Here is a 17,484-nt window from a genome sequence, read left to right on the forward strand (position 1 = left end):
CCGTTGGATACGTGCATCAGGGTGATGCGCTGCCGAACAAACTCCGCCGGCTGGATCGAAGTTCCGGCGCAGCATGCGGCGGCGACGTCACAGTCAAGCGAGCAGCTATTCACGAAGCCGCGACGGAACCGGCACGCGGGTTCGCGCGTTGGCAGGTCGTCAATGGGCGCGCGGATCGCGGTTTCCGTGCGGGAGAGATATTGTGCGCGTCCTTCCCAGCGAACGTCTGATTTCCGGCAACAGCGAAGGCCAACCGCTTCCCGACAGCCATGCCGAGCTGCCGCCGGTGATCCGTCGCACCGAATTCGTCGCGTTCGCGCTGGCCGGCCTCTTGCTGATTGCGATCGTCGCCGTGCTCTATGTCGGCAAGGCGTTCTTCCTGCCGGTGGTGATGGCATTCGTCACCGGCACCATGCTGTCTCCGGCGGCGAGCTTCCTCGAACGGAGCAAGGTTCCGCGCGGGCTCGGTGCCGTCCTGATCGTGGTCGCCGTGACCACGGTCGTCGCCTTCGTCGTGGCGCTGATCGCCTCCCCCGCAATGGAATGGAGTACGCGCCTGCCGGAGCTCGGCGCGCAATTGAGGGACAAGCTGCACGTGTTCGACCGGCCACTGGCACTGTGGCGCGAGCTGCAAACCATGGTCGGCGGCTCGGAAGGACTGCCGAATTTCCAGATGCCGAAATTCGATTGGGTACAGCCGACGCTGGAATTCCTATCGCCGACCTTCACCGAATTCCTGTTGTTCTTCGTGACCCTGATTCTGTTCATTGCGAGCTGGCGCGACCTGCGCCGGGCGCTGATCATGACTTTCAGCGACCGCGACGCCCGGCTACGCACGCTTCGGATCCTCAACGAGATCGAGGTCCATCTCGGCAACTACCTCCTGACCGTCACGGTCATCAATGTCGGCGTCGGCATCGCCACCGGCATCGTCTGTGCTGTCACCGGCATGCCCAATCCGGCCGGGCTCGGCGCGCTTGCGGCGACCCTCAACTTCATCCCGATCATCGGGCCGATCGCGATGTTCGCCGTGCTGATCGTGGTGGGGCTGGTCACCTTCCCGACCATCGGCGGCGGACTGATGGCGGCGCTCGCCTTCGGCGGCATCACCTTCCTGGAGGGACATTTCGTCACGCCGACCATCATCGGGCGGCGGCTGGCACTGAACGCACTCGCGGTGCTGCTCGCGCTCGCATTCTGGACCTGGCTCTGGGGGCCGATGGGCGCCTTCCTGTCGTCGCCGCTCCTGATCGTCGCGCTGATCCTCAAGGAGCATCTGTTGCCGCCGGATGCGCCGCAGCTTCCGCAGGACTGACCCGTTTCCGTAAACGGAACTTACCCGGCGACGAAACGTTCTCCGCCCATCTCAGCCGTCAACAGTTCGGAGCTCCCGATGTCCACGACCAATGCCGAAGCCGGGATGAGAGACTGGACCGACAAAGCCACCAGAGAACGCCTCGAGAAGGATGTAGCAGCCGTGAAAAGCGATATCGCCGCCCTCACCGACCAGATCACCGACGCGCTCAACACCTTTGCCAATTCCACCAGCAGGCAGGCTCGCCGCGGCTATCGCCAGGCGCGCGAGAACGTGGATACCGCGATGGACGACATGTCGGAGCGCGGCAGCGCCATGATGGAGGCAGCACAGGACGCCTACGGTTCGATCGAGGAGACGCTGGAAGAGGCGATCACGCAGCGGCCGCTCGCGACCGTCGGACTGGCGCTCGGCATCGGCTTCCTGATCGGCGCCGCCTGGCGTCGGTAAGGTCGCCAACGCGCATCGAAACGGCGGCGGCGCGCCGCCGCTGCTGGCCCGCGCCGATTCGGCCGGTGGGGATTGAGGAGTAAGGTCATGCTTCAGCGCATCATAGACGGGATCAGCGCATCCACCGGCGCGACTGTTCGGCTGACCTCCCTTGCCGCAGGCGCGGCCTTCGCGCTGCTGGTGACGACATGCTTCCTTTGTGCCGCCGCCTTCATCTCGGTCCTGGAAAAATATGGTCCGGTGCAGGCCTGCCTTGCCGGCGCAGGCATCTTCTTCCTGCTGACCCTGGCCGCGGCAGGCTCCTATTGGGGCTACAAGCGCGAGGTGCAGAGGCGCGCCCGGATCGCGGCCGAGCGCGCCACGAAGTCGGCCGCGCAGAGCATGCTTGCAGATCCGATGCTTCTCGCCACCGGACTCCAGATCGTTCGCGCCATCGGGATCAAACGGCTGTTGCCGATCCTGGCGATCGGCGGCGTCGCCCTCGGCATCCTGGCGAGCCGCACCGGTGTGTCCGAAGAGGTCTCGGCCGAACCGGCCGAGTAAGGACGGGACCGCGTTAAGAAAATTTCGTCAAAAGACGGGCGAGCCCACGCGTGGGCATTATTGGCCGGTTTTCCGCAATTTTGAGCCTCCGGGCGTTACCTCACGCAAACGCTACTCGGACATGCAGGCGGTTGCCGGTAAAAGCATCATCCTGATTCCCAAAGCTATTTTACTCAATGAAACCGTCCGTCAAGGCGAACCTCGCCGCATTCCATCACGACGCCAGGCTGTATTTGACGCTCGGCATTGCCAATTGGTCGGTTTTCGTCGACCACATACCGAACAACGTCGTCAACCTGCTGACGCTGCGCAACTTCGGCTTCAGCGGCGCGGCGGACCTGTTCGTCTTCGTGGTCGGCTATGGCGTCGCCATCATCCACGGCAGGATGGCACTGGAGCGCGGCTACGTCGTCGCCGCGACGCGAATCTTTCGCCGTGTATGGCGGCTCTACGCCGCCTATGTCGTTCTGTTCGTGATCTATATCGACGCCATCGCCTATGTCGCCTCGCAATCGATGGCGCCGGAGATCATCCACGAATACAACATCTCGGGGATTCTCGAGCACCCGCTGCGCATCCTGATCCGCGGCCTCGTGCTCCAGGAGGAGCCGCTGAACCTCGACCTTCTGCAGCTGATGATTCCGCTGATGGCCTTCTTTCCGTTCGCGCTGTGGGGTCTGTTGCGACGGCCGAACGTGACGCTTGCGGCATCGGTCGCGCTGTATCTTGCCGCACGCTGGTTCGAGTGGAACTTTCGGGTCTCTCCGGACCAGGAGTGGACCTTCAATCCGCTCTGCTGGCAGATGCTGATGGTGCTGGGCGGCTGGTTCGCCGTCACAGGCGCGCCCGGGCAGGCGCTGCGCGACCTCCCCTGGCTGCGGATACTCGCAGGGAGCTATCTCGTCTTCGCGATGGCGGTCACCCTGTCGCGCCATTCGCCGGCGCTGTCCGTCCATCTGCCGAACCTTCTGCTCGACAGCATCGCGCCGACCGACAAGGAGAGCCTCGCGCCCTATCGCGTGGTCCACTTCCTCGCGCTCGCCTTGCTCGCGACCCATCTCATTCCCGCCGATCATCCCGGCCTGCGATTGAAGCCGCTTCAGGCGGTCATCCGATGCGGCGAGGAATGGCTCGCCGTGTTCTGCGTCGGCGTGTTCCTGTCCTTTGCCGGCCATCTCATCCTGATCACCGGCCCCAATCTGGTGGCGATGCAGATCATGGTGAGCATCATTGGCTTCGCCGCGATGGCCGCGGTCGCCTACTACGTCGCCTGGTCGAAGCGGCAGGACCTGCCTGCCGCCCTGCGGCAGCAGGCCTAGTCACAAAATCGTGCGATTCTGCTAGGCCGAAGACTGTGGCTGCGCTATGCCGGGACTCTGCGTGAGGAGACCGGGCGTGACGACGGGGAAAGGCGGGGATGACGAGGCTGACGGCGCGCCCCGACGCGGACGGCCGAGGTCAATCGAGACCAGCAACGCCATTCTCGAGAGCGCCTATGCGCTGATGGCCTCCACCGGCCTCGCCGCCACCACCATCGACGCAGTCGCCCGCCACTCCAGCGTCTCCAAGATGACGATCTACAAATGGTGGCCGTCCCGCGAGGCGCTTTTGATCGACGCCTTTCTTCACCGCGCCGCGCAGATGCTGCCGCTGCCGCCGGCGAGCTCCGGCAACGCCGCGGCGCGCGCACGCCGCCATGCGGCGGCCTATGCCGAGGCGCTCCAGGGCGAGTTCGGCAGGGTGCAGCTCGCCGTCATCTCCGAATGCATCTCGAAGACCGGTTCGGCGGAGCTGTTCTACGCGCGCTATCTGCAATTCCGCCGCGACGCGCTGGTCGAGATGATCGCCGCAGGCCAGAAGGATGGCAGCATCCTGGCCGAGGGGCTTCCTGAGGATCTCTACGATGCGATCTATGGCGGCCTGTTCTACCGCTACGTCTTCGGCATCGCGCCGGCCACGCCGGCTTACGCGCGCAACCTCGTCGATCTCGTGTTGCGGCCGAAGGGTTAGCTGCGCACGGGCCTGACCGGCGCCGAGATCTTGTCGGTGCGGTCGCGCTCGGTCATGTCGACCACCGTCTCCATCGGTGCGGTCAATTCATAGACGTAGGAGACGTCGGTGAAGAAGCGCTTGGCGGTGCCCCCCAGCGCCTCGGGCGCGACACGGTCGAGCAGGATCAGGCCGAAATCGGAATCGGGCCGGCGCGTCGCCTCGCTGGTGTTGAACTCCTCCCAGCGGAAATGGAAGACCTCGCTGCCATCCTCGCCCGTCACCGTCCAGTTGGCGGTAATGTGCGGATGCTTTCCAACCAGCGACAGGCCCTCGTCGGAATGCGAGGCAAGCTCGAAGAACAGGAGCGACAGGCTCTGCGCCGCGCGCGCGCTGACCGCGATATCAGGACCGGTAACGGCGATGCGGTCGGCATGCGGGATGGCGCGCGCCTCGAACAGGCCCTTCAGCTTGACCCCTTGCCACTGACTCTCGCTGAGCAGCGAGACCACGTTGGACATGGCGTGGATGCGCCCGATCAGGAGCTCGCGCGCGATGTCGATGTCCGAGCCGTGGCGCAAGGTGCGCGTCACGATCGACTGGATCACCGCCAGGATGTTCTTGACGCGATGGTTGAGCTCGTCGATGACGGCGGTCAGCCGGCGCTCGAACCCGATTCTGACCTGAATCTCCCGGCTGAGTCGCAGATTGTTGTAGGCGACATAGCCGAACAGGCCGCACACCATCGCCGTGATCGCAAGACCGATCGCCGCCACGATGATCGCGGTCTGCTCGGCCCGACGCGCCGAGTTGGTTTTCGCGTAATAGCTGAGCTGCCAATCGCGGCCACCGAAGCTCACCGTGCGCGTCGCCGACGGCGCCGGCCCGTCCGCTGCAATACTGCGCGTCGAGACCACGCCCTGGTCGTTGGCGATCAGCTCGCCGCCCTCCTTGCGCGGATCCCTGAGCGCGACCGCGAACAACGACATGTCGTCATTGGTCAGCATCAGCGAAGCGAGCTCGTAGGAAAATGTGACGAACCCGGCCGGCTCCGTTGCTCCCTCGGGAATGACCGGAGCAGCAACGATGATGCCGATCGCGCCGTTCCCGCTGATCAACGGCACCGGGTCCGAGGCAACCGACCTCTTCTCGGCGCGCGCTCGCGTCAGCATGGCGCTGCGCACCGGATCCTGATCGTAGCTGCGGCCGGGCAGCGTCTTGGTCTCTTTGCTGCGTGGCTCGAGGTCCATCAGCACGTCGATGGGCTGAGTGACGTCGGCCGGATTGATCGGCTTGTCGTCATAGGAGCGAATCTGCGGATTTGGGAAGCCGGCGCCGGCGATGGCGCCCTGCGCCGCCGCAAGCTCGTTCGGCTTCAGCCGGGCGATCCAGCCGGCCACCACGAAGTCGGTCTTGAAGGCGTAGATCGCCGAGCGCAGCGGCTCCAGCATGTTCGGCTTGATCACGGATGGCGCGCGGAACAGGCCCGAGGCGACACGCGCGAGTAGCTCCCGCTCGGTGAGGCGGTCCTGCACCAGACTCGCATGAACGTCGATCGCACGCGCCAGCGCGATCCGGTCCAGAGCCAGCTCCTGGTCGTGGACGCGATAGGCCGCAAGCCCGGAGAGCAAGGCCCCCAGCAGAGCGATGAAGCCGATGATGAAACCCAGCCTGACCACGCGACTACTCAGGCGAACGCAGGAGGTCGGCAATAAACAGGGAGCATATGAGCGCCGCTCGAACGGCCATCTGCCGAAACAGGGTAGACCCTAGCGGCGGAGATAATGGAGGAGGAGGCATCAGTACGCAACTTGGGTCGCCTGAAAAGCTTAATTCCGCCCGGCCGATGGTCTGGCCGGGATGAATTTGCCCCGGCGCCAGAGGTAGTTAATCGCCGTGTCCGAAATTTGTTCCGCAGTTGCGGCGCTGCCCAGGCGTTAACGGCGAAAAACGCCTGCGCCAAGTGGTCGCGTCCTGTCAGCCCGGCCGTTTCAGGCCGCCCTTGGCCTCGATGAAGCCGACGATTCGGTCGAGCCCCTCGCTCTTCTTCAGGTTGGTCATGACGAAGGGACGTTCCCCGCGCATGCGCCTGGCGTCCGTCTCCATCTTCTCCAGGGAGGCGCCGACATGGGGCGCGAGGTCGGTCTTGTTGATGACCAGGAGGTCGGACCGGGTGATGCCGGGGCCACCCTTGGACGGGATCTTGTCGCCGGCGGCGACGTCGATGACGTAGATGGTGAGGTCGGCCAGCTCCGGGGAAAAAGTGGCAGCGAGATTGTCGCCACCGGATTCTATCAGCACGAGATCAAGTTCGGGAAACTTGGCGCGCATGTCCGCGACCGCGGCGAGATTCATCGAGGCATCCTCGCGGATCGCGGTGTGCGGGCAGCCGCCGGTCTCGACGCCGGCGATGCGATCCGGCGTCAGCGATCCTGAACGTACGAGGAACTCCGCATCCCATTTGGTGTAGATGTCGTTGGTGATCGCCGCAATGTCATAGCGCTCGCGCATGGTCTTGCAGAGCAGGTCCATCAGCGCGGTCTTGCCCGATCCGACCGGACCGCCGACGCCGACACGCAGGGGGCCGTGAGATTTCGACATGTCGTACGCTCTCTCTCGATTGGTGGAAGGCCGCACGGATCACGACCGAAACAGCCGCGTATATTGCGTCTCGTGCCGCAGGCTGGCGAGATCGGCCCGAAACGTGGCGCTGCCGAGATCGTCCAATGTCGCGTTCAGCGCGCGATTGGCGGTCGCGGCGACGGCGGCTTCCAGCCTCACCAGCACACGCTGGCTATCAGTCTGGCCGAGCGGAATCAGCCGGCTGGCCGCAGAAATCCAGTTCGAGACCAGCGCATGCAGGAAGGCGTGCAGCGTCGGCGCCAGCGGCACGGCATGCATCGCGGCGACAACACCGACCGCGACCGGATAGACCAGCGGCTTGCTGCATTCCGCGACCGTGGCATCCAGCCCGTCGGCATTCCACGCGGCGCGGGCAATGTCGATGAAGGCGCGGCCCTGCGAGGTCGTCTCCAGCTGCCGTTCGCGCGACGGTACGAAGGCGGCGGCGAGCTCGGCGATCTCGTTCAAAGCGACGGTCTCGACCGCTTCCGTGGCGCGGTAGGCATGGACCAGAAACGTTGCGTCACAAAAGCCGGAGCCGTCGCCGAGCATCGCATCGAGCCAATCCGCCAGCGTCGCCGTGTCGGTGATGTCGCCCGCCTCGACCGCCCATTCGAGACCACTGGAATAGGAGAAACCGCCGACCGGGAACGTCGGTGATAGCCAGGTCATCAGCCGGTACAGCGCCGCCGCCTCGCCCTCGGCGAGGCCTCCGGTGCCGACCGGCTCATTTGTGGTCATGAGCATGCTTGTGGCCGTGATGATGGTCGGGATGATCGCAATGCTCATCGTGGTGATGATGGTGACCGTGGCCATGATCATGCGCGGCATGATCATGAGGGTGGTGATCATTGTGATAATGGCCGTGGTCGTGATGCGCGTGGCCGGCATCGGCGTAGGCCCCACCCTCGGGATCGAACGGCGCCTCGATCTCGATCACGCGGGCGCCGAGACCCTTCACCATGGCCTCGATGACGTGGTCGCGGCGGATACGCAAGGCTTTGGCCATGATCTGCGTCGGTAGATGACGGTTGCCGAGATGCCAGCCGACGCGGATGAGGTGGTGCGGATCACGGCCGCGGATCTCGAGCAGCGGCTCGGGCGCCGCCACCACTTCGACCAGCCGGCCGTCCTCCAGCACCAGCGCATCACCGCCGCGCAGCGCGACGGCATTCTCCAGGTCGAGCAGAAATTCGAGGCCGCGCGTCCCAGTCATGGCCATGCGGCGGCGGTGCCGATCGTCGAAATCGAGCACGACCGTATCCGCTGGCGCTTCCGTGAAGCGGTGCTGTCCCCTGACCTGCGTCGCCCGGATCATTTGCTTTTACCCTGTTACCGAGTCTCGACCTTCTCGGGCGTGATCACCTCGATCTTCGGCGGCGCCGTGAAGCACTTCACCGCGACGCGGCCGAACGTCTTCATGTGCTCCATGCCCCGATGCGGCACCAGCGCTTCGGCGTTCTCCCACTGCTCGACGAACACCATCTTGGCAGGGTCCGTGACGCTTTCGTGCAGATCATAGGCGATATTGCCGGGCTCTTTCCGGGTCTCCTTGATGCAGGCGGTGGCGGCTGCAATGAATTCGGCGCGCGTCTCGGGCTTGATGGTCAAGGTGGCAACGACGTAGATCACGAGAAATCCTCCCGGCTTTTCTTCTGAGGGTTCAATACCGGGCGGGACATTAGACCAGGCCGGACCGAACGCAAAACCGGAAAACGACCCCGGGGGATGCGTTCCGGGGCCTGTGTTGAGGCGCTATTTCAGTACATGAAATATCGCTGCGCCATCGGCAGCACCTCGGCGGGCGCGCAGGTGAGCAGTTCGCCGTCGGCGCGGACCTCGTAGGTCTCGGGATCGACCTCGATATCGGGCGTGGCGTCGTTGTGGATCATGCTCTTCTTCGAGATCCTGCCGCGGGTGTTCTGGACCGCATAGAGCTTCTTCTCGATGCCGAGCTTGCGCGCCAGCCCGCCCGTGATCGCGGCTTTCGAGGTGAACACCACGGATGACGCCGTGCGCGCCTTGCCGAACGCGCCGAACATCGGCTGGTAGTGCACCGGCTGCGGCGTCGGGATCGAGGCGTTGGGATCGCCCATGGGCGCAGCGACGATGGTGCCGCCCTTGACGATGCAGTCCGGCTTGACGCCGAAGAAGGCCGGCGACCACAGCACGAGATCGGCGAGCTTGCCCCTTTCGACCGATCCGATCAGCTTCGACACGCCATGCGCAATCGCCGGATTGATGGTGTATTTGGCGATGTAGCGCTTGACGCGGAAATTGTCGTTGTCCTTGCCCTTGTCCTGCGGCAGCGATCCGCGCTGCTTCTTCATCTTGTCGGCGGTCTGCCAGGTCCGGATGATCACCTCGCCGAGGCGGCCCATGGCCTGCGAGTCCGAGGACATCATCGAGAGCGCGCCGAGGTCGTGCAGGATGTCTTCGGCCGCGATGGTCTCCTTGCGGATGCGGCTCTCCGCAAAGGCCAGGTCTTCGGCGATCGAGGGATCGAGGTGGTGGCACACCATCAGCATGTCCAGATGCTCGTCGATGGTGTTGCGGGTGAAGGGCCGCGTCGGGTTGGTCGAGGACGGCAGCACGTTCTTCAGGCCGGCGACCTTGATGATATCGGGGGCGTGGCCGCCGCCGGCACCTTCGGTGTGGAAAGCATGGATGGTGCGGCCCTTGAACGCCTTGATCGTGTCCTCCACGAAGCCGGATTCGTTCAGCGTGTCGGTGTGGATCATCACCTGGATGTCGTGCGCGTCGGCGACCGACAGGCAGTTGTCGATAGCCGCCGGCGTGGTGCCCCAGTCCTCGTGCAGCTTCAGCGCGCAGGCGCCGGCCTTGATCATCTCGACCAGCGCCGCGGGCCGCGAGGCATTGCCCTTGCCGGAGATGCCGAGGTTGACCGGGAAGGCGTCGAACGACTGGATCATCCGCCCGATGTGCCACGGCCCCGGCGTGCAGGTGGTGGCGAAGGTGCCGTGCGAGGGGCCGGTGCCGCCGCCGAGCATCGAGGTCACGCCGGACATCAGCGCGTGCTCGATCTGCTGCGGGCAGATGAAATGGATGTGGCTGTCGAAGCCGCCGGCGGTGAGGATCTTTCCTTCGCCCGCGATCACGTCGGTGCCCGGGCCGATGATGATGGTGACGCCAGGCTGGATGTCGGGATTGCCGGCCTTGCCGATCGCGGAGATCATGCCGTCCTTGATGGCGACGTCGGCCTTGACGATGCCCCAGTGATCGACGATCAGCGCGTTGGTGATGACGGTGTCGGCCGCACCCTGCCTGTTGGTGACCTGCGACTGCCCCATGCCGTCGCGAATCACCTTGCCGCCGCCGAACTTCACCTCCTCGCCATAGGTGGTGAAATCCTTCTCGACCTCGATGATGAGGTCGGTGTCGGCTAGCCGCACCTTGTCGCCGGTGGTCGGGCCGAACATGTCGGCATAGACGGAACGCTTCATCTTGACGGACATCACAAGCCCCGTTTGCGTTTGAATGTTTGGTCGGTCACAGCACGGCTCTCGCCGCCTTGACGGCGTCGTCGAATTTCTCGTCGAGCCACGCATTGCCGCCGCGGCAGCCCGCAACGACCTGAGTGGCCCATTCAACGTAATCGGCGAGATCCTCGCGCTCCTCGGCACTCGGATCGGTTTGAATGCGCGCGCCTGTATTGCTGATCTTGTCTGCGATCTTGATCAGCTTGGCGCCGGGGGATTTCTTCGGCGCTTCGAGCACCTGAAGCCGTCGCCGCTCGGCCTTCGGCAAACTCATATCGTCGGTGCATTCGACAACGAGCGAGGCGACACGCTCCGAAAATCTCTGCGCTAGCTCCTCGCGCGTGGTGTCGGTGTCCTCGATAGTGTCATGCAACCAGCCGGCTGCGACCAGTTCGGCATCGGCGCCGTCAGTCGCGGTCGCAAGCAGGTTCGCGACCTCGGCGAGGTGATTGATGTAAGGATCGCTGCTGCGCCCTTTCCGCGCCAAGCCGTTGTGGCGGTGTGCGGCCAGCTCGGCAGCTTCTGAGACGAGGCGGATTGGTGACAGCATGGTTATGCCTCCTCCGAGTCGTCAGAGGCATCGCTCTCTCCGTTCCCTCCCCCCTTGCGGGGGAGGGTCAGGGAAGGGGGTGCTCCTGGCTCCGCTGCCTGAAGGATGGCAAGGACCACACCATCCAGGTTCCTCATCACGTCGTCATTGGTGAAGCGCAACACCCGATAGCCGCGGGAAGCGAACCACTCGTCACGAATCTCGTCGTGACGGATGCGCTCCGCGAAATCGTGACTTTCACCATCAACCTCGATAACGAGCTTGCAGGAATGAGCTACAAAATCGGCGATGTAGCTGCCCATAGGAGCTTGCCGGCGAAACCCGAGGCGAGCCAACCGATGCGCTTTGAGATGACGCCAGAGCAGCGCTTCTGCGCGCGTCATCACGCGCCGCAATTGCCGAGCGCGAGTTCTTTGAAACTGAGAGACCTCGTCGTGTGGCATACCCCCCTCCCCGACCCTCCCCCGCAAGGGGGGAGGGAGCGAGACAGCTGCGCTCACCTCACTGTCGATCACGGCACTCATCTCGACTTACGTCACAGCTTCCCCATGACGTCGCCGCGGAAGCCGTAGATGGTCTTCTTGCCCGCCATGGCGACGAGTTGCACATCGCGGGTCTGGCCCGGCTCGAAGCGGACGGCGGTGCCGGCGGCGATATCGAGGCGCATGCCGCGGGACTTCTTGCGATCGAATTTCAGGGCCGGGTTGGTCTCGAAGAAATGGTAGTGCGAGCCGACCTGGATCGGCCGGTCGCCGGTGTTGGCGACCGTCAGTGTCACCGTCTTGCGTCCGGCATTGAGCTCGATCTCGCCGTCCTGGATGAAGAGTTCGCCGGGGATCATTCTATCCTCCTCGTCATTCCGGGGCTCGCGCAGCGAGAACCCGGAATCTCGAAACCAAAACCTCTGGATTCCGGGTTCGCCCTGCGGGCCCCGGAATGACGCGCGTGTTTACCTGATCGGCTCGTGCACGGTGACGAGCTTGGTACCGTCAGGAAAGGTCGCCTCGACCTGGATGTCGTGGATCATCTCGGGAATGCCCGGCATCACCTGTTCCCGGGTCAGCACCTGCGCGCCGGATTGCATCAGCTCGGCGACGGTGCGGCCGTCGCGCGCGCCTTCGAGGATGAAATCGGAGATGATCGCGATCGCCTCGGGATGGTTGAGCTTGACGCCGCGGTCCAGCCGGCGGCGGGCGACAATGGCCGCCATCGAGATCAGAAGCTTGTCCTTTTCGCGGGGAGACAGATTCATGCGACATCTCTTCCGTTCAACGCATCAATTCAACCATAGCCGTGGCAGCGCGGCGCCGCTGCGCGCCAGCACTGCCATCATGTCGGCGCGCAAACGCGCCGCATCTTGGGCACAGAACCGCGCCATTGCAAAGCCGTTCCAGGCGGATATCCCGACCTCGCCGGCGAAAGTGTCCGAGGCTTCGCGGATTCTCTCGACCAGAGCCTCGTCGCCGGGGACGATCAGCGCTGTGCCAATTGCGGCACCGCCTTTGGCAACGGCGGATCGGGTGAGCTTTGCGCCGATATTGCCATCCAGCCTGATGGTTTCGGCGAACACCAGCTTGCCGCCGCGGGAGAGCCGCCAGCGATCGATGAACTCGCCCTGCTCCATCCGCTCGCCCATGGCGGTGCGGCCGAACACCACGATCTCGCACAGCAGGAGCGAGGCATTCTCGTCGAGCGCGATGTCGAAGCGGCGATGGACCCGGGCCCGGTCGAACAGGATCGTCTCCTGCGGCAGCCAGGCGAGATGTGCGCCTGCGTCGACCTTCAGGGCAATATTGAGCTCGGCCGCCTGCCCCGGCGCGCGATAAACCTTCTCTGCGGCCGCAGTCGTCAGTGTCAACCGCGCAGCAGCAGCGGCCGTGATCTCAATGTCGAAGCGATCGCCGCCAGCGACCCCACCGGCCGTGTTGACGAACACGCCGGAGAGCCCTTCGCCTTCGGGCGAGGGAAAGCGCACGCGCAGCGAGCCGGATTCATGCAAGGTCCCGCGCCGTGTCACGCCATCGCGCACATGGACGTCGAAGCGCACCGCGCCGCGGGCGCGGTTCGCCTCGAAAACTGTCGATGTCGCTGAAACGTCGCTGCGCATCCGCCTCCCCAGCCGGTCGCGGTAGAATGCCTACAGCGCCATCTGGCGGCTGATTTCGCCGGGGTCCAGGTTGGCGCGATCGCAGGTGAATTTCACCGCGCCACGATCCATCACCGCGAAACTGTCGCCGAGTTCGCAGGCAAAGTCGAGATATTGTTCGACCAGCACGATGGCGATGTTGCCGAGGTTGCGCAGATAAGAGATCGCGCGACCAATGTCCTTGATGATCGACGGCTGAATCCCCTCGGTCGGCTCATCGAGCAGCAGCAGCTTCGGCCGCATCACCAGCGCGCGGCCGATCGCGAGCTGCTGTTGCTGGCCGCCGGACAAATCGCCGCCGCGCCGGCCGAGCATGGATTGCAGCACCGGAAACAGGGAGAATACGTCGTCCGGAATGTGCTTGTCCTCGCGCTTGAGCGGACCGAAACCGGTTTTGAGATTCTCCTCGACCGTCAAGAGCGGAAAGATCTCGCGGCCCTGCGGCACGATACCGATGCCCTTGCGGGCGCGCTCGTAGGGCTTGAGGCCCGTGATGTCGCTGCCGTCGAGCACGATCGCGCCCGAGGCGATCGGATATTGCCCGACCATCGCGCGCAGCAGCGAGGTCTTGCCGACGCCGTTGCGGCCGAGCACGCAGGTCACCTTGCCCGGCTCGGCCGAGATTGAGACGCCGCGCAGCGCCTGCGCGGCGCCATAGAAGAGATTGATATCTTTCACTTCCAACATTTTCGGTGCCTCTCGGCGAGTAGCGAATTGCGAGTGGCGAATGGAGATGGCTGAACCATCCTTCCCTATTCGCTACTCCCCACTCGCCATTCGCGCTCCTCAGCTATCTACCCAAATACACCTCGATGACCCGCTCGTTGGACGAGACCTGGTCGATGGTTCCTTCCGCGAGCACGGTGCCCTCGTGCAGGCAGGTCACCTTGACGCCGAGTTCGCGCACGAACGTCATGTCGTGCTCGACGACCATCACGGTATGGGTCTTGTTGATCTCCTTGAGCAGCTCGGCGGTGAGATGCGTCTCGACGTCGGTCATCCCGGCGACGGGCTCATCGACGAGGAGCAGCTTCGGGTCCTGCGCCAGCAGCATGCCGATTTCGAGCCACTGCTTCTGGCCGTGGCTGAGGCTGCCGGCGAGGCGGTTGCGGGCGTCGGTGAGGCGGATCGTCTCCAGCACCTTGTCGATGCGCTCGGACTCGGCCTTGCTGCCGCGCCAGAACAGCGTGCCCTTGACGCTGTGATCGACATTGAGCGCGAGCAGCAGGTTGTCCTGCACGCTCTGGCTCTCGAACACGGTCGGCTTCTGGAATTTCCGGCCGATGCCGAGCTCGGCGATGCGGGTCTCGTCCAGCCGTGTCAAATCGGTGACGCCGTCGAACAGAACCGTGCCCTCGTCGGGCTTGGTCTTGCCGGTGATGATGTCCATCATCGTGGTCTTGCCGGCCCCGTTCGGGCCGATGATGGCGCGCATCTCGCCGGGCTCGAGCGTCAGCGACAGATTGTTGATGGCGTGGAAGCCGTCGAACGAGACGTGCACGCCGTCGAGATAGAGCATTGCGGAGGTAGCGCGGCTGTCCATGACGTTCATGTGCGCCTACTCCGCCATCTTGGGTTCGGCGACGCCGTCCTCGGCCGCGGCGCTCGCCATGGTCGCGGCGTTGCGCTTTTCCTTCGACTGGTCCCACCAGGCGTTGAAGGTGCCGACGATGCCCTTGGGCAGCAGCAGCGTCACCAGGATGAACAGCGCGCCCAGCATGAACAGCCAGTAAGGCGCCAGCACGCCGGAGGTGAAGAACGTCTTGGCGTAGTTGACGACGACGGCGCCGAGTGCAGCGCCGACCAGGGTGCCGCGGCCGCCGACCGCGACCCAGATCACCGCCTCGATCGAATTGCCCGGCGCGAATTCGGATGGGTTGATGATGCCGACCTGCGGCACGTAAAGCGCGCCGGCAACGCCGGCCATGCAGGCCGACACCGTGAACACGAACAGCTTGTAGGATTCGACGCGGTAGCCGAGGAAGCGGGTACGCGATTCCGCGTCACGCACCGCGATCAGCACCTTGCCGAGCTTGGAGGAGACGATGGACCGGCAGATCAGGAAACCTCCGATCAACGCCAGGCAGCTCAGCGCGAACAGCGCCGCGCGGGTGCCCTCCGCCTGGACGTTGAAGCCGAGGATGTCCTTGAAGTCGGTCAGGCCGTTGTTGCCGCCGAAGCCGAAATCGTTGCGGAAGAAGGCCAGCAGCAGCGCATAGGTCATCGCCTGCGTGATGATCGACAGATAGACGCCGGTGACGCGGGAGCGGAACGCGAGCCAGCCGAAGCAGAAGGCGAGCAGGCCGGGCACGACCAGCACCATCAGCGCGGCAAACCAGAACATGTCGAAACCGTACCAGTACCAGGGCAGCTTCGAATAATTCAGGAACACCATGAAGTCGGGCAGGATCGGATTGCCGTAGACGCCGCGGGTGCCGATCTGCCGCATCAGGTACATGCCCATGGCATAGCCGCCGAGCGCGAAGAACGCGCCGTGGCCGAGCGAGAGGATGCCGCAATAGCCCCAGATCAGGTCGATGGAGAGCGCCAGGATGGCATAGCAGACATATTTGCCCCAGAGCGCGACGAGGTAGGTCGGCACTTGCAGGAACGAGTCCGCGGGCAGCAGCAGGTTGGAGAGCGGGATGAGGATGCCACAGGCGGCGACGACGGCAAGGAAGACCGTCGCGCCGCGGTCCAGCGATCGCGTCAGCATGTGAGGGGTCATGCCTCCACCGCACGGCCCTTGAGCGCGAACAGGCCGCGCGGGCGCTTTTGAATGAACAGGATGATGAGGACCAGGATCGCGATCTTGCCGAGCACGGCGCCGGCGACCGGCTCCAGGAACTTGTTGGCGATGCCCAGCGTGAAGGCGCCGACCAGCGTGCCCCAGAGATTGCCGACGCCGCCGAACACCACGACCATGAAACTGTCGATGATATAGCTCTGGCCGAGATTGGGGCTGACATTGTCGATCTGCGACAACGCCACGCCGGCGATGCCGGCAATGCCCGAGCCGAGCCCGAAGGTCAGCGCATCGACGCGCGAGGTAGCGATGCCCATCGAGGCCGCCATGCGGCGGTTCTGCGTCACCGCGCGCATCTCGAGCCCGAGCGCGGTGTAGCGCAGCATCGCAAGCAGGATCGCGAACACAGCGAGCGTGAAGCAGAGGATCCAGAGCCGGTTATAGGTGATGGTGATCTGACCGAGCTCGAAGGCACCGCTCATCCAGGAGGGATTGCCGACCTCGCGGTTGGTCGGGCCGAACATGGTGCGCACCGCCTGCTGCAGCACCAAGGAAAGGCCCCAGGTCGCCAGCAGCGTCTCCAGCGGACGGCCGTAGAGGAAGCGGATGATGCTGCGCTCGATCAAGACGCCGATCGCGCCGGCGACGACGAAGGCGAGCGGCACGGCGATCAGCAGAGAATAGTCGAACAGGCCGGGATAGCGGGTGCGGATCACCTCCTGCACCACGAAGGTGGTGTAGGCCCCGATCATCACCATCTCGCCATGCGCCATGTTGATGACGCCCATCACGCCGAAAGTGATGGCGAGCCCGATCGCGGCGAGCAGCAACACCGAGCCGAGCGAGAGGCCGTACCAGGCATTCTGCACCATGGACCAGACCGCGAGCGAATTCTGGATCGAGCCGATCGCGCTCGCGGCGGCCTTGGTCACCGACGCCGGCTGGTCGCCCATGCCGGTGAGCAGCGCCAGCACCTCCTGATCGCCGCGCGCCTTGAGCGTAGCGACCGCCTCGAGCTTTTCGACTTCGGTGGCGTCGGATTTGAACAGCAGGATCGCGGCCCGGGCCTCACCGAGCGCGGTCTTGACGGATCTGTTGGTTTCCTTGGCAAGCGCGGCATCGACCGCCTCGAGCGCGGTCTCCTCGTGCGACTTGAAGACGGACTGCGCGGCCTGGAGACGCGTTTCGACATCCGGCGACTGCAGCGTCAGGCTGCCGAGCGCGGCATCGACGCTGCGGCGCAGGCGGTTGTTGAGGCGGACCGCGCTCGCGCTGTCGGGAACGCTGGCGACGGCCTCACCGGTCGCGGCGTCGATCGACTTGCCGTCGGCGCCGGTGACGTAAACCTTCTTGCTGTCCGGATCGGCCATCAACCGGCCGTCCTGGAGCGCGCTGATGATGGGAAATGCCAGCTTGTTGCCGCTCCCGGCGACTACGCCGATCGCCTCTTCCGTGTCGGAGAAATCATCATTGGCGAATTTGGCGACCGCGTCCTCGAACGGACCGGCGAAGGCCGGCAGCGCGAACGCGATCAGGAACAAGGAGAGCACAAGCGAGCAGAGGCGCGCGGACAAATGGGCTGGCACTGTGAATGACCCCGGCAGAATGGGTGGAGAAGGCGGC

The 17,484-nt window shown here is 64.6% G+C and carries 20 protein-coding genes; 5 read left to right on the plus strand and 15 right to left on the minus strand.

Going from position 1 to position 17,484, the window contains the following annotated elements; all coding sequences use genetic code 11:
• Positions 1-202 precede the first annotated feature (202 nt).
• From XH87_RS19475 to XH87_RS19495, 5 genes are all read left to right on the plus strand, one after another.
• Positions 203-1,315 carry an AI-2E family transporter gene (locus XH87_RS19475; protein WP_271588504.1) on the plus strand — a complete coding sequence of 371 codons (1,113 nt, stop codon included), beginning with the start codon at positions 203-205 and terminating at the stop codon, positions 1,313-1,315.
• Positions 1,316-1,393: 78 nt separating this feature from the next.
• Entirely contained in the window at positions 1,394-1,765 is a 372-nt protein-coding gene (locus XH87_RS19480; RefSeq protein ID WP_035708602.1) for a DUF883 family protein, read from the plus strand.
• Positions 1,766-1,852: 87 nt separating this feature from the next.
• Positions 1,853-2,308 carry a hypothetical protein gene (locus tag XH87_RS19485; RefSeq protein ID WP_271588505.1) on the plus strand — a complete coding sequence of 152 codons (456 nt, stop codon included), beginning with the start codon at positions 1,853-1,855 and terminating at the stop codon, positions 2,306-2,308.
• 176 nt (positions 2,309-2,484) lie between these two features.
• Positions 2,485-3,627 carry an OpgC domain-containing protein gene (locus XH87_RS19490; protein ID WP_271588506.1) on the plus strand — a complete coding sequence of 381 codons (1,143 nt, stop codon included), beginning with the start codon at positions 2,485-2,487 and terminating at the stop codon, positions 3,625-3,627.
• A 46-nt stretch (positions 3,628-3,673) separates the two neighbouring features.
• The gene (locus XH87_RS19495; protein ID WP_271588507.1) at positions 3,674-4,318 is read left to right on the plus strand and encodes a TetR/AcrR family transcriptional regulator; all 645 of its coding nucleotides are present in this window, start codon (positions 3,674-3,676) and stop codon (positions 4,316-4,318) included.
• Here XH87_RS19495 and XH87_RS19500 read toward each other — a convergent pair.
• The 15 genes from XH87_RS19500 to urtB all read right to left on the minus strand — a co-directional run bounded on the left by XH87_RS19500 (position 4,315) and on the right by urtB (position 17,447).
• On the minus strand, positions 4,315-5,976 hold the full coding sequence (locus tag XH87_RS19500) for a CHASE domain-containing protein (RefSeq protein ID WP_271588508.1): 1,662 nt from the start codon (positions 5,974-5,976) through the stop codon (positions 4,315-4,317). The two genes, XH87_RS19495 and XH87_RS19500, sit on opposite strands and share 4 nt — an antisense overlap.
• 298 nt (positions 5,977-6,274) lie before the next feature.
• Positions 6,275-6,898 carry an urease accessory protein UreG gene (ureG, locus tag XH87_RS19505; RefSeq protein WP_271588509.1) on the minus strand — a complete coding sequence of 208 codons (624 nt, stop codon included), beginning with the start codon at positions 6,896-6,898 and terminating at the stop codon, positions 6,275-6,277.
• Positions 6,899-6,937: 39 nt separating this feature from the next.
• Positions 6,938-7,666 (minus strand): urease accessory protein UreF, encoded by a 729-nt coding sequence (locus tag XH87_RS19510; RefSeq protein WP_271588704.1) that lies wholly within the window; start codon positions 7,664-7,666, stop codon positions 6,938-6,940.
• On the minus strand, positions 7,647-8,237 hold the full coding sequence (gene ureE / locus XH87_RS19515) for an urease accessory protein UreE (protein ID WP_271588510.1): 591 nt from the start codon (positions 8,235-8,237) through the stop codon (positions 7,647-7,649). The genes XH87_RS19510 and ureE overlap by 20 nt, the downstream gene beginning before the upstream one ends.
• 14 nt (positions 8,238-8,251) lie before the next feature.
• The gene (locus tag XH87_RS19520; protein WP_018318764.1) at positions 8,252-8,551 is read right to left on the minus strand and encodes a putative quinol monooxygenase; all 300 of its coding nucleotides are present in this window, start codon (positions 8,549-8,551) and stop codon (positions 8,252-8,254) included.
• 128 nt (positions 8,552-8,679) lie between these two features.
• A complete protein-coding gene (gene ureC / locus XH87_RS19525) occupies positions 8,680-10,395 on the minus strand; it encodes an urease subunit alpha (RefSeq protein ID WP_271588511.1) in 1,716 nt (571 codons plus the stop codon).
• Between the two features lie 34 nt (positions 10,396-10,429).
• Complete coding sequence (locus XH87_RS19530; RefSeq protein ID WP_271588512.1) at positions 10,430-10,969, minus strand: HD domain-containing protein; 540 nt, start codon at positions 10,967-10,969, stop codon at positions 10,430-10,432.
• A 2-nt stretch (positions 10,970-10,971) separates the two neighbouring features.
• On the minus strand, positions 10,972-11,412 hold the full coding sequence (locus XH87_RS19535) for an endonuclease domain-containing protein (protein ID WP_271588513.1): 441 nt from the start codon (positions 11,410-11,412) through the stop codon (positions 10,972-10,974).
• Between the two features lie 92 nt (positions 11,413-11,504).
• Positions 11,505-11,810: an urease subunit beta gene (locus XH87_RS19540; protein ID WP_035708642.1), complete on the minus strand. Its 306-nt coding sequence runs from the start codon at positions 11,808-11,810 to the stop codon at positions 11,505-11,507.
• Positions 11,811-11,918: 108 nt separating this feature from the next.
• Positions 11,919-12,221: an urease subunit gamma gene (locus tag XH87_RS19545; RefSeq protein WP_128964081.1), complete on the minus strand. Its 303-nt coding sequence runs from the start codon at positions 12,219-12,221 to the stop codon at positions 11,919-11,921.
• A 24-nt stretch (positions 12,222-12,245) separates the two neighbouring features.
• Positions 12,246-13,076 carry an urease accessory protein UreD gene (locus XH87_RS19550; RefSeq protein ID WP_271588514.1) on the minus strand — a complete coding sequence of 277 codons (831 nt, stop codon included), beginning with the start codon at positions 13,074-13,076 and terminating at the stop codon, positions 12,246-12,248.
• A gap of 30 nt (positions 13,077-13,106) precedes the next feature.
• Entirely contained in the window at positions 13,107-13,802 is a 696-nt protein-coding gene (gene urtE, locus XH87_RS19555) for an urea ABC transporter ATP-binding subunit UrtE (RefSeq protein WP_271588515.1), read from the minus strand.
• Positions 13,803-13,905: 103 nt separating this feature from the next.
• Complete coding sequence (urtD, locus tag XH87_RS19560; protein WP_271588516.1) at positions 13,906-14,667, minus strand: urea ABC transporter ATP-binding protein UrtD; 762 nt, start codon at positions 14,665-14,667, stop codon at positions 13,906-13,908.
• A gap of 6 nt (positions 14,668-14,673) precedes the next feature.
• Positions 14,674-15,843 (minus strand): urea ABC transporter permease subunit UrtC, encoded by a 1,170-nt coding sequence (urtC, locus tag XH87_RS19565; protein ID WP_035708673.1) that lies wholly within the window; start codon positions 15,841-15,843, stop codon positions 14,674-14,676.
• Positions 15,840-17,447, minus strand: coding sequence for an urea ABC transporter permease subunit UrtB (gene urtB, locus XH87_RS19570; protein WP_158667524.1), 1,608 nt, complete (start codon positions 17,445-17,447; stop codon positions 15,840-15,842). Before urtB ends, urtC begins: the two co-directional genes overlap by 4 nt.
• Between the last annotated feature and the right edge of the window lie 37 nt (positions 17,448-17,484).

The organism is Bradyrhizobium sp. CCBAU 53415 (genome assembly GCF_028128735.1).
GTDB lineage: Bacteria > Pseudomonadota > Alphaproteobacteria > Rhizobiales > Xanthobacteraceae > Bradyrhizobium.

Excerpts from the sequence above, each read along its gene's own strand:
- XH87_RS19480 (WP_035708602.1), top strand. The coding sequence starts at position 1,394 with ATGTCCACGACCAATGCCGAAGCCGGGATGAGAGACTGGACCGACAAA.
- XH87_RS19485 (WP_271588505.1), top strand. The coding sequence starts at position 1,853 with ATGCTTCAGCGCATCATAGACGGGATCAGCGCATCCACCGGCGCGACT.
- XH87_RS19490 (WP_271588506.1), top strand. The coding sequence starts at position 2,485 with ATGAAACCGTCCGTCAAGGCGAACCTCGCCGCATTCCATCACGACGCC.
- XH87_RS19495 (WP_271588507.1), top strand. The coding sequence starts at position 3,674 with ATGCCGGGACTCTGCGTGAGGAGACCGGGCGTGACGACGGGGAAAGGC.
- ureG (WP_271588509.1), bottom strand. The coding sequence starts at position 6,898 with ATGTCGAAATCTCACGGCCCCCTGCGTGTCGGCGTCGGCGGTCCGGTC.
- XH87_RS19510 (WP_271588704.1), bottom strand. The coding sequence starts at position 7,666 with ATGCTCATGACCACAAATGAGCCGGTCGGCACCGGAGGCCTCGCCGAG.
- ureE (WP_271588510.1), bottom strand. The coding sequence starts at position 8,237 with ATGATCCGGGCGACGCAGGTCAGGGGACAGCACCGCTTCACGGAAGCG.
- ureC (WP_271588511.1), bottom strand. The coding sequence starts at position 10,395 with ATGTCCGTCAAGATGAAGCGTTCCGTCTATGCCGACATGTTCGGCCCG.
- XH87_RS19530 (WP_271588512.1), bottom strand. The coding sequence starts at position 10,969 with ATGCTGTCACCAATCCGCCTCGTCTCAGAAGCTGCCGAGCTGGCCGCA.
- XH87_RS19535 (WP_271588513.1), bottom strand. The coding sequence starts at position 11,412 with ATGCCACACGACGAGGTCTCTCAGTTTCAAAGAACTCGCGCTCGGCAA.
- XH87_RS19540 (WP_035708642.1), bottom strand. The coding sequence starts at position 11,810 with ATGATCCCCGGCGAACTCTTCATCCAGGACGGCGAGATCGAGCTCAAT.
- XH87_RS19545 (WP_128964081.1), bottom strand. The coding sequence starts at position 12,221 with ATGAATCTGTCTCCCCGCGAAAAGGACAAGCTTCTGATCTCGATGGCG.
- XH87_RS19550 (WP_271588514.1), bottom strand. The coding sequence starts at position 13,076 with ATGCGCAGCGACGTTTCAGCGACATCGACAGTTTTCGAGGCGAACCGC.
- urtE (WP_271588515.1), bottom strand. The coding sequence starts at position 13,802 with ATGTTGGAAGTGAAAGATATCAATCTCTTCTATGGCGCCGCGCAGGCG.
- urtD (WP_271588516.1), bottom strand. The coding sequence starts at position 14,667 with ATGAACGTCATGGACAGCCGCGCTACCTCCGCAATGCTCTATCTCGAC.
- urtC (WP_035708673.1), bottom strand. The coding sequence starts at position 15,843 with ATGACCCCTCACATGCTGACGCGATCGCTGGACCGCGGCGCGACGGTC.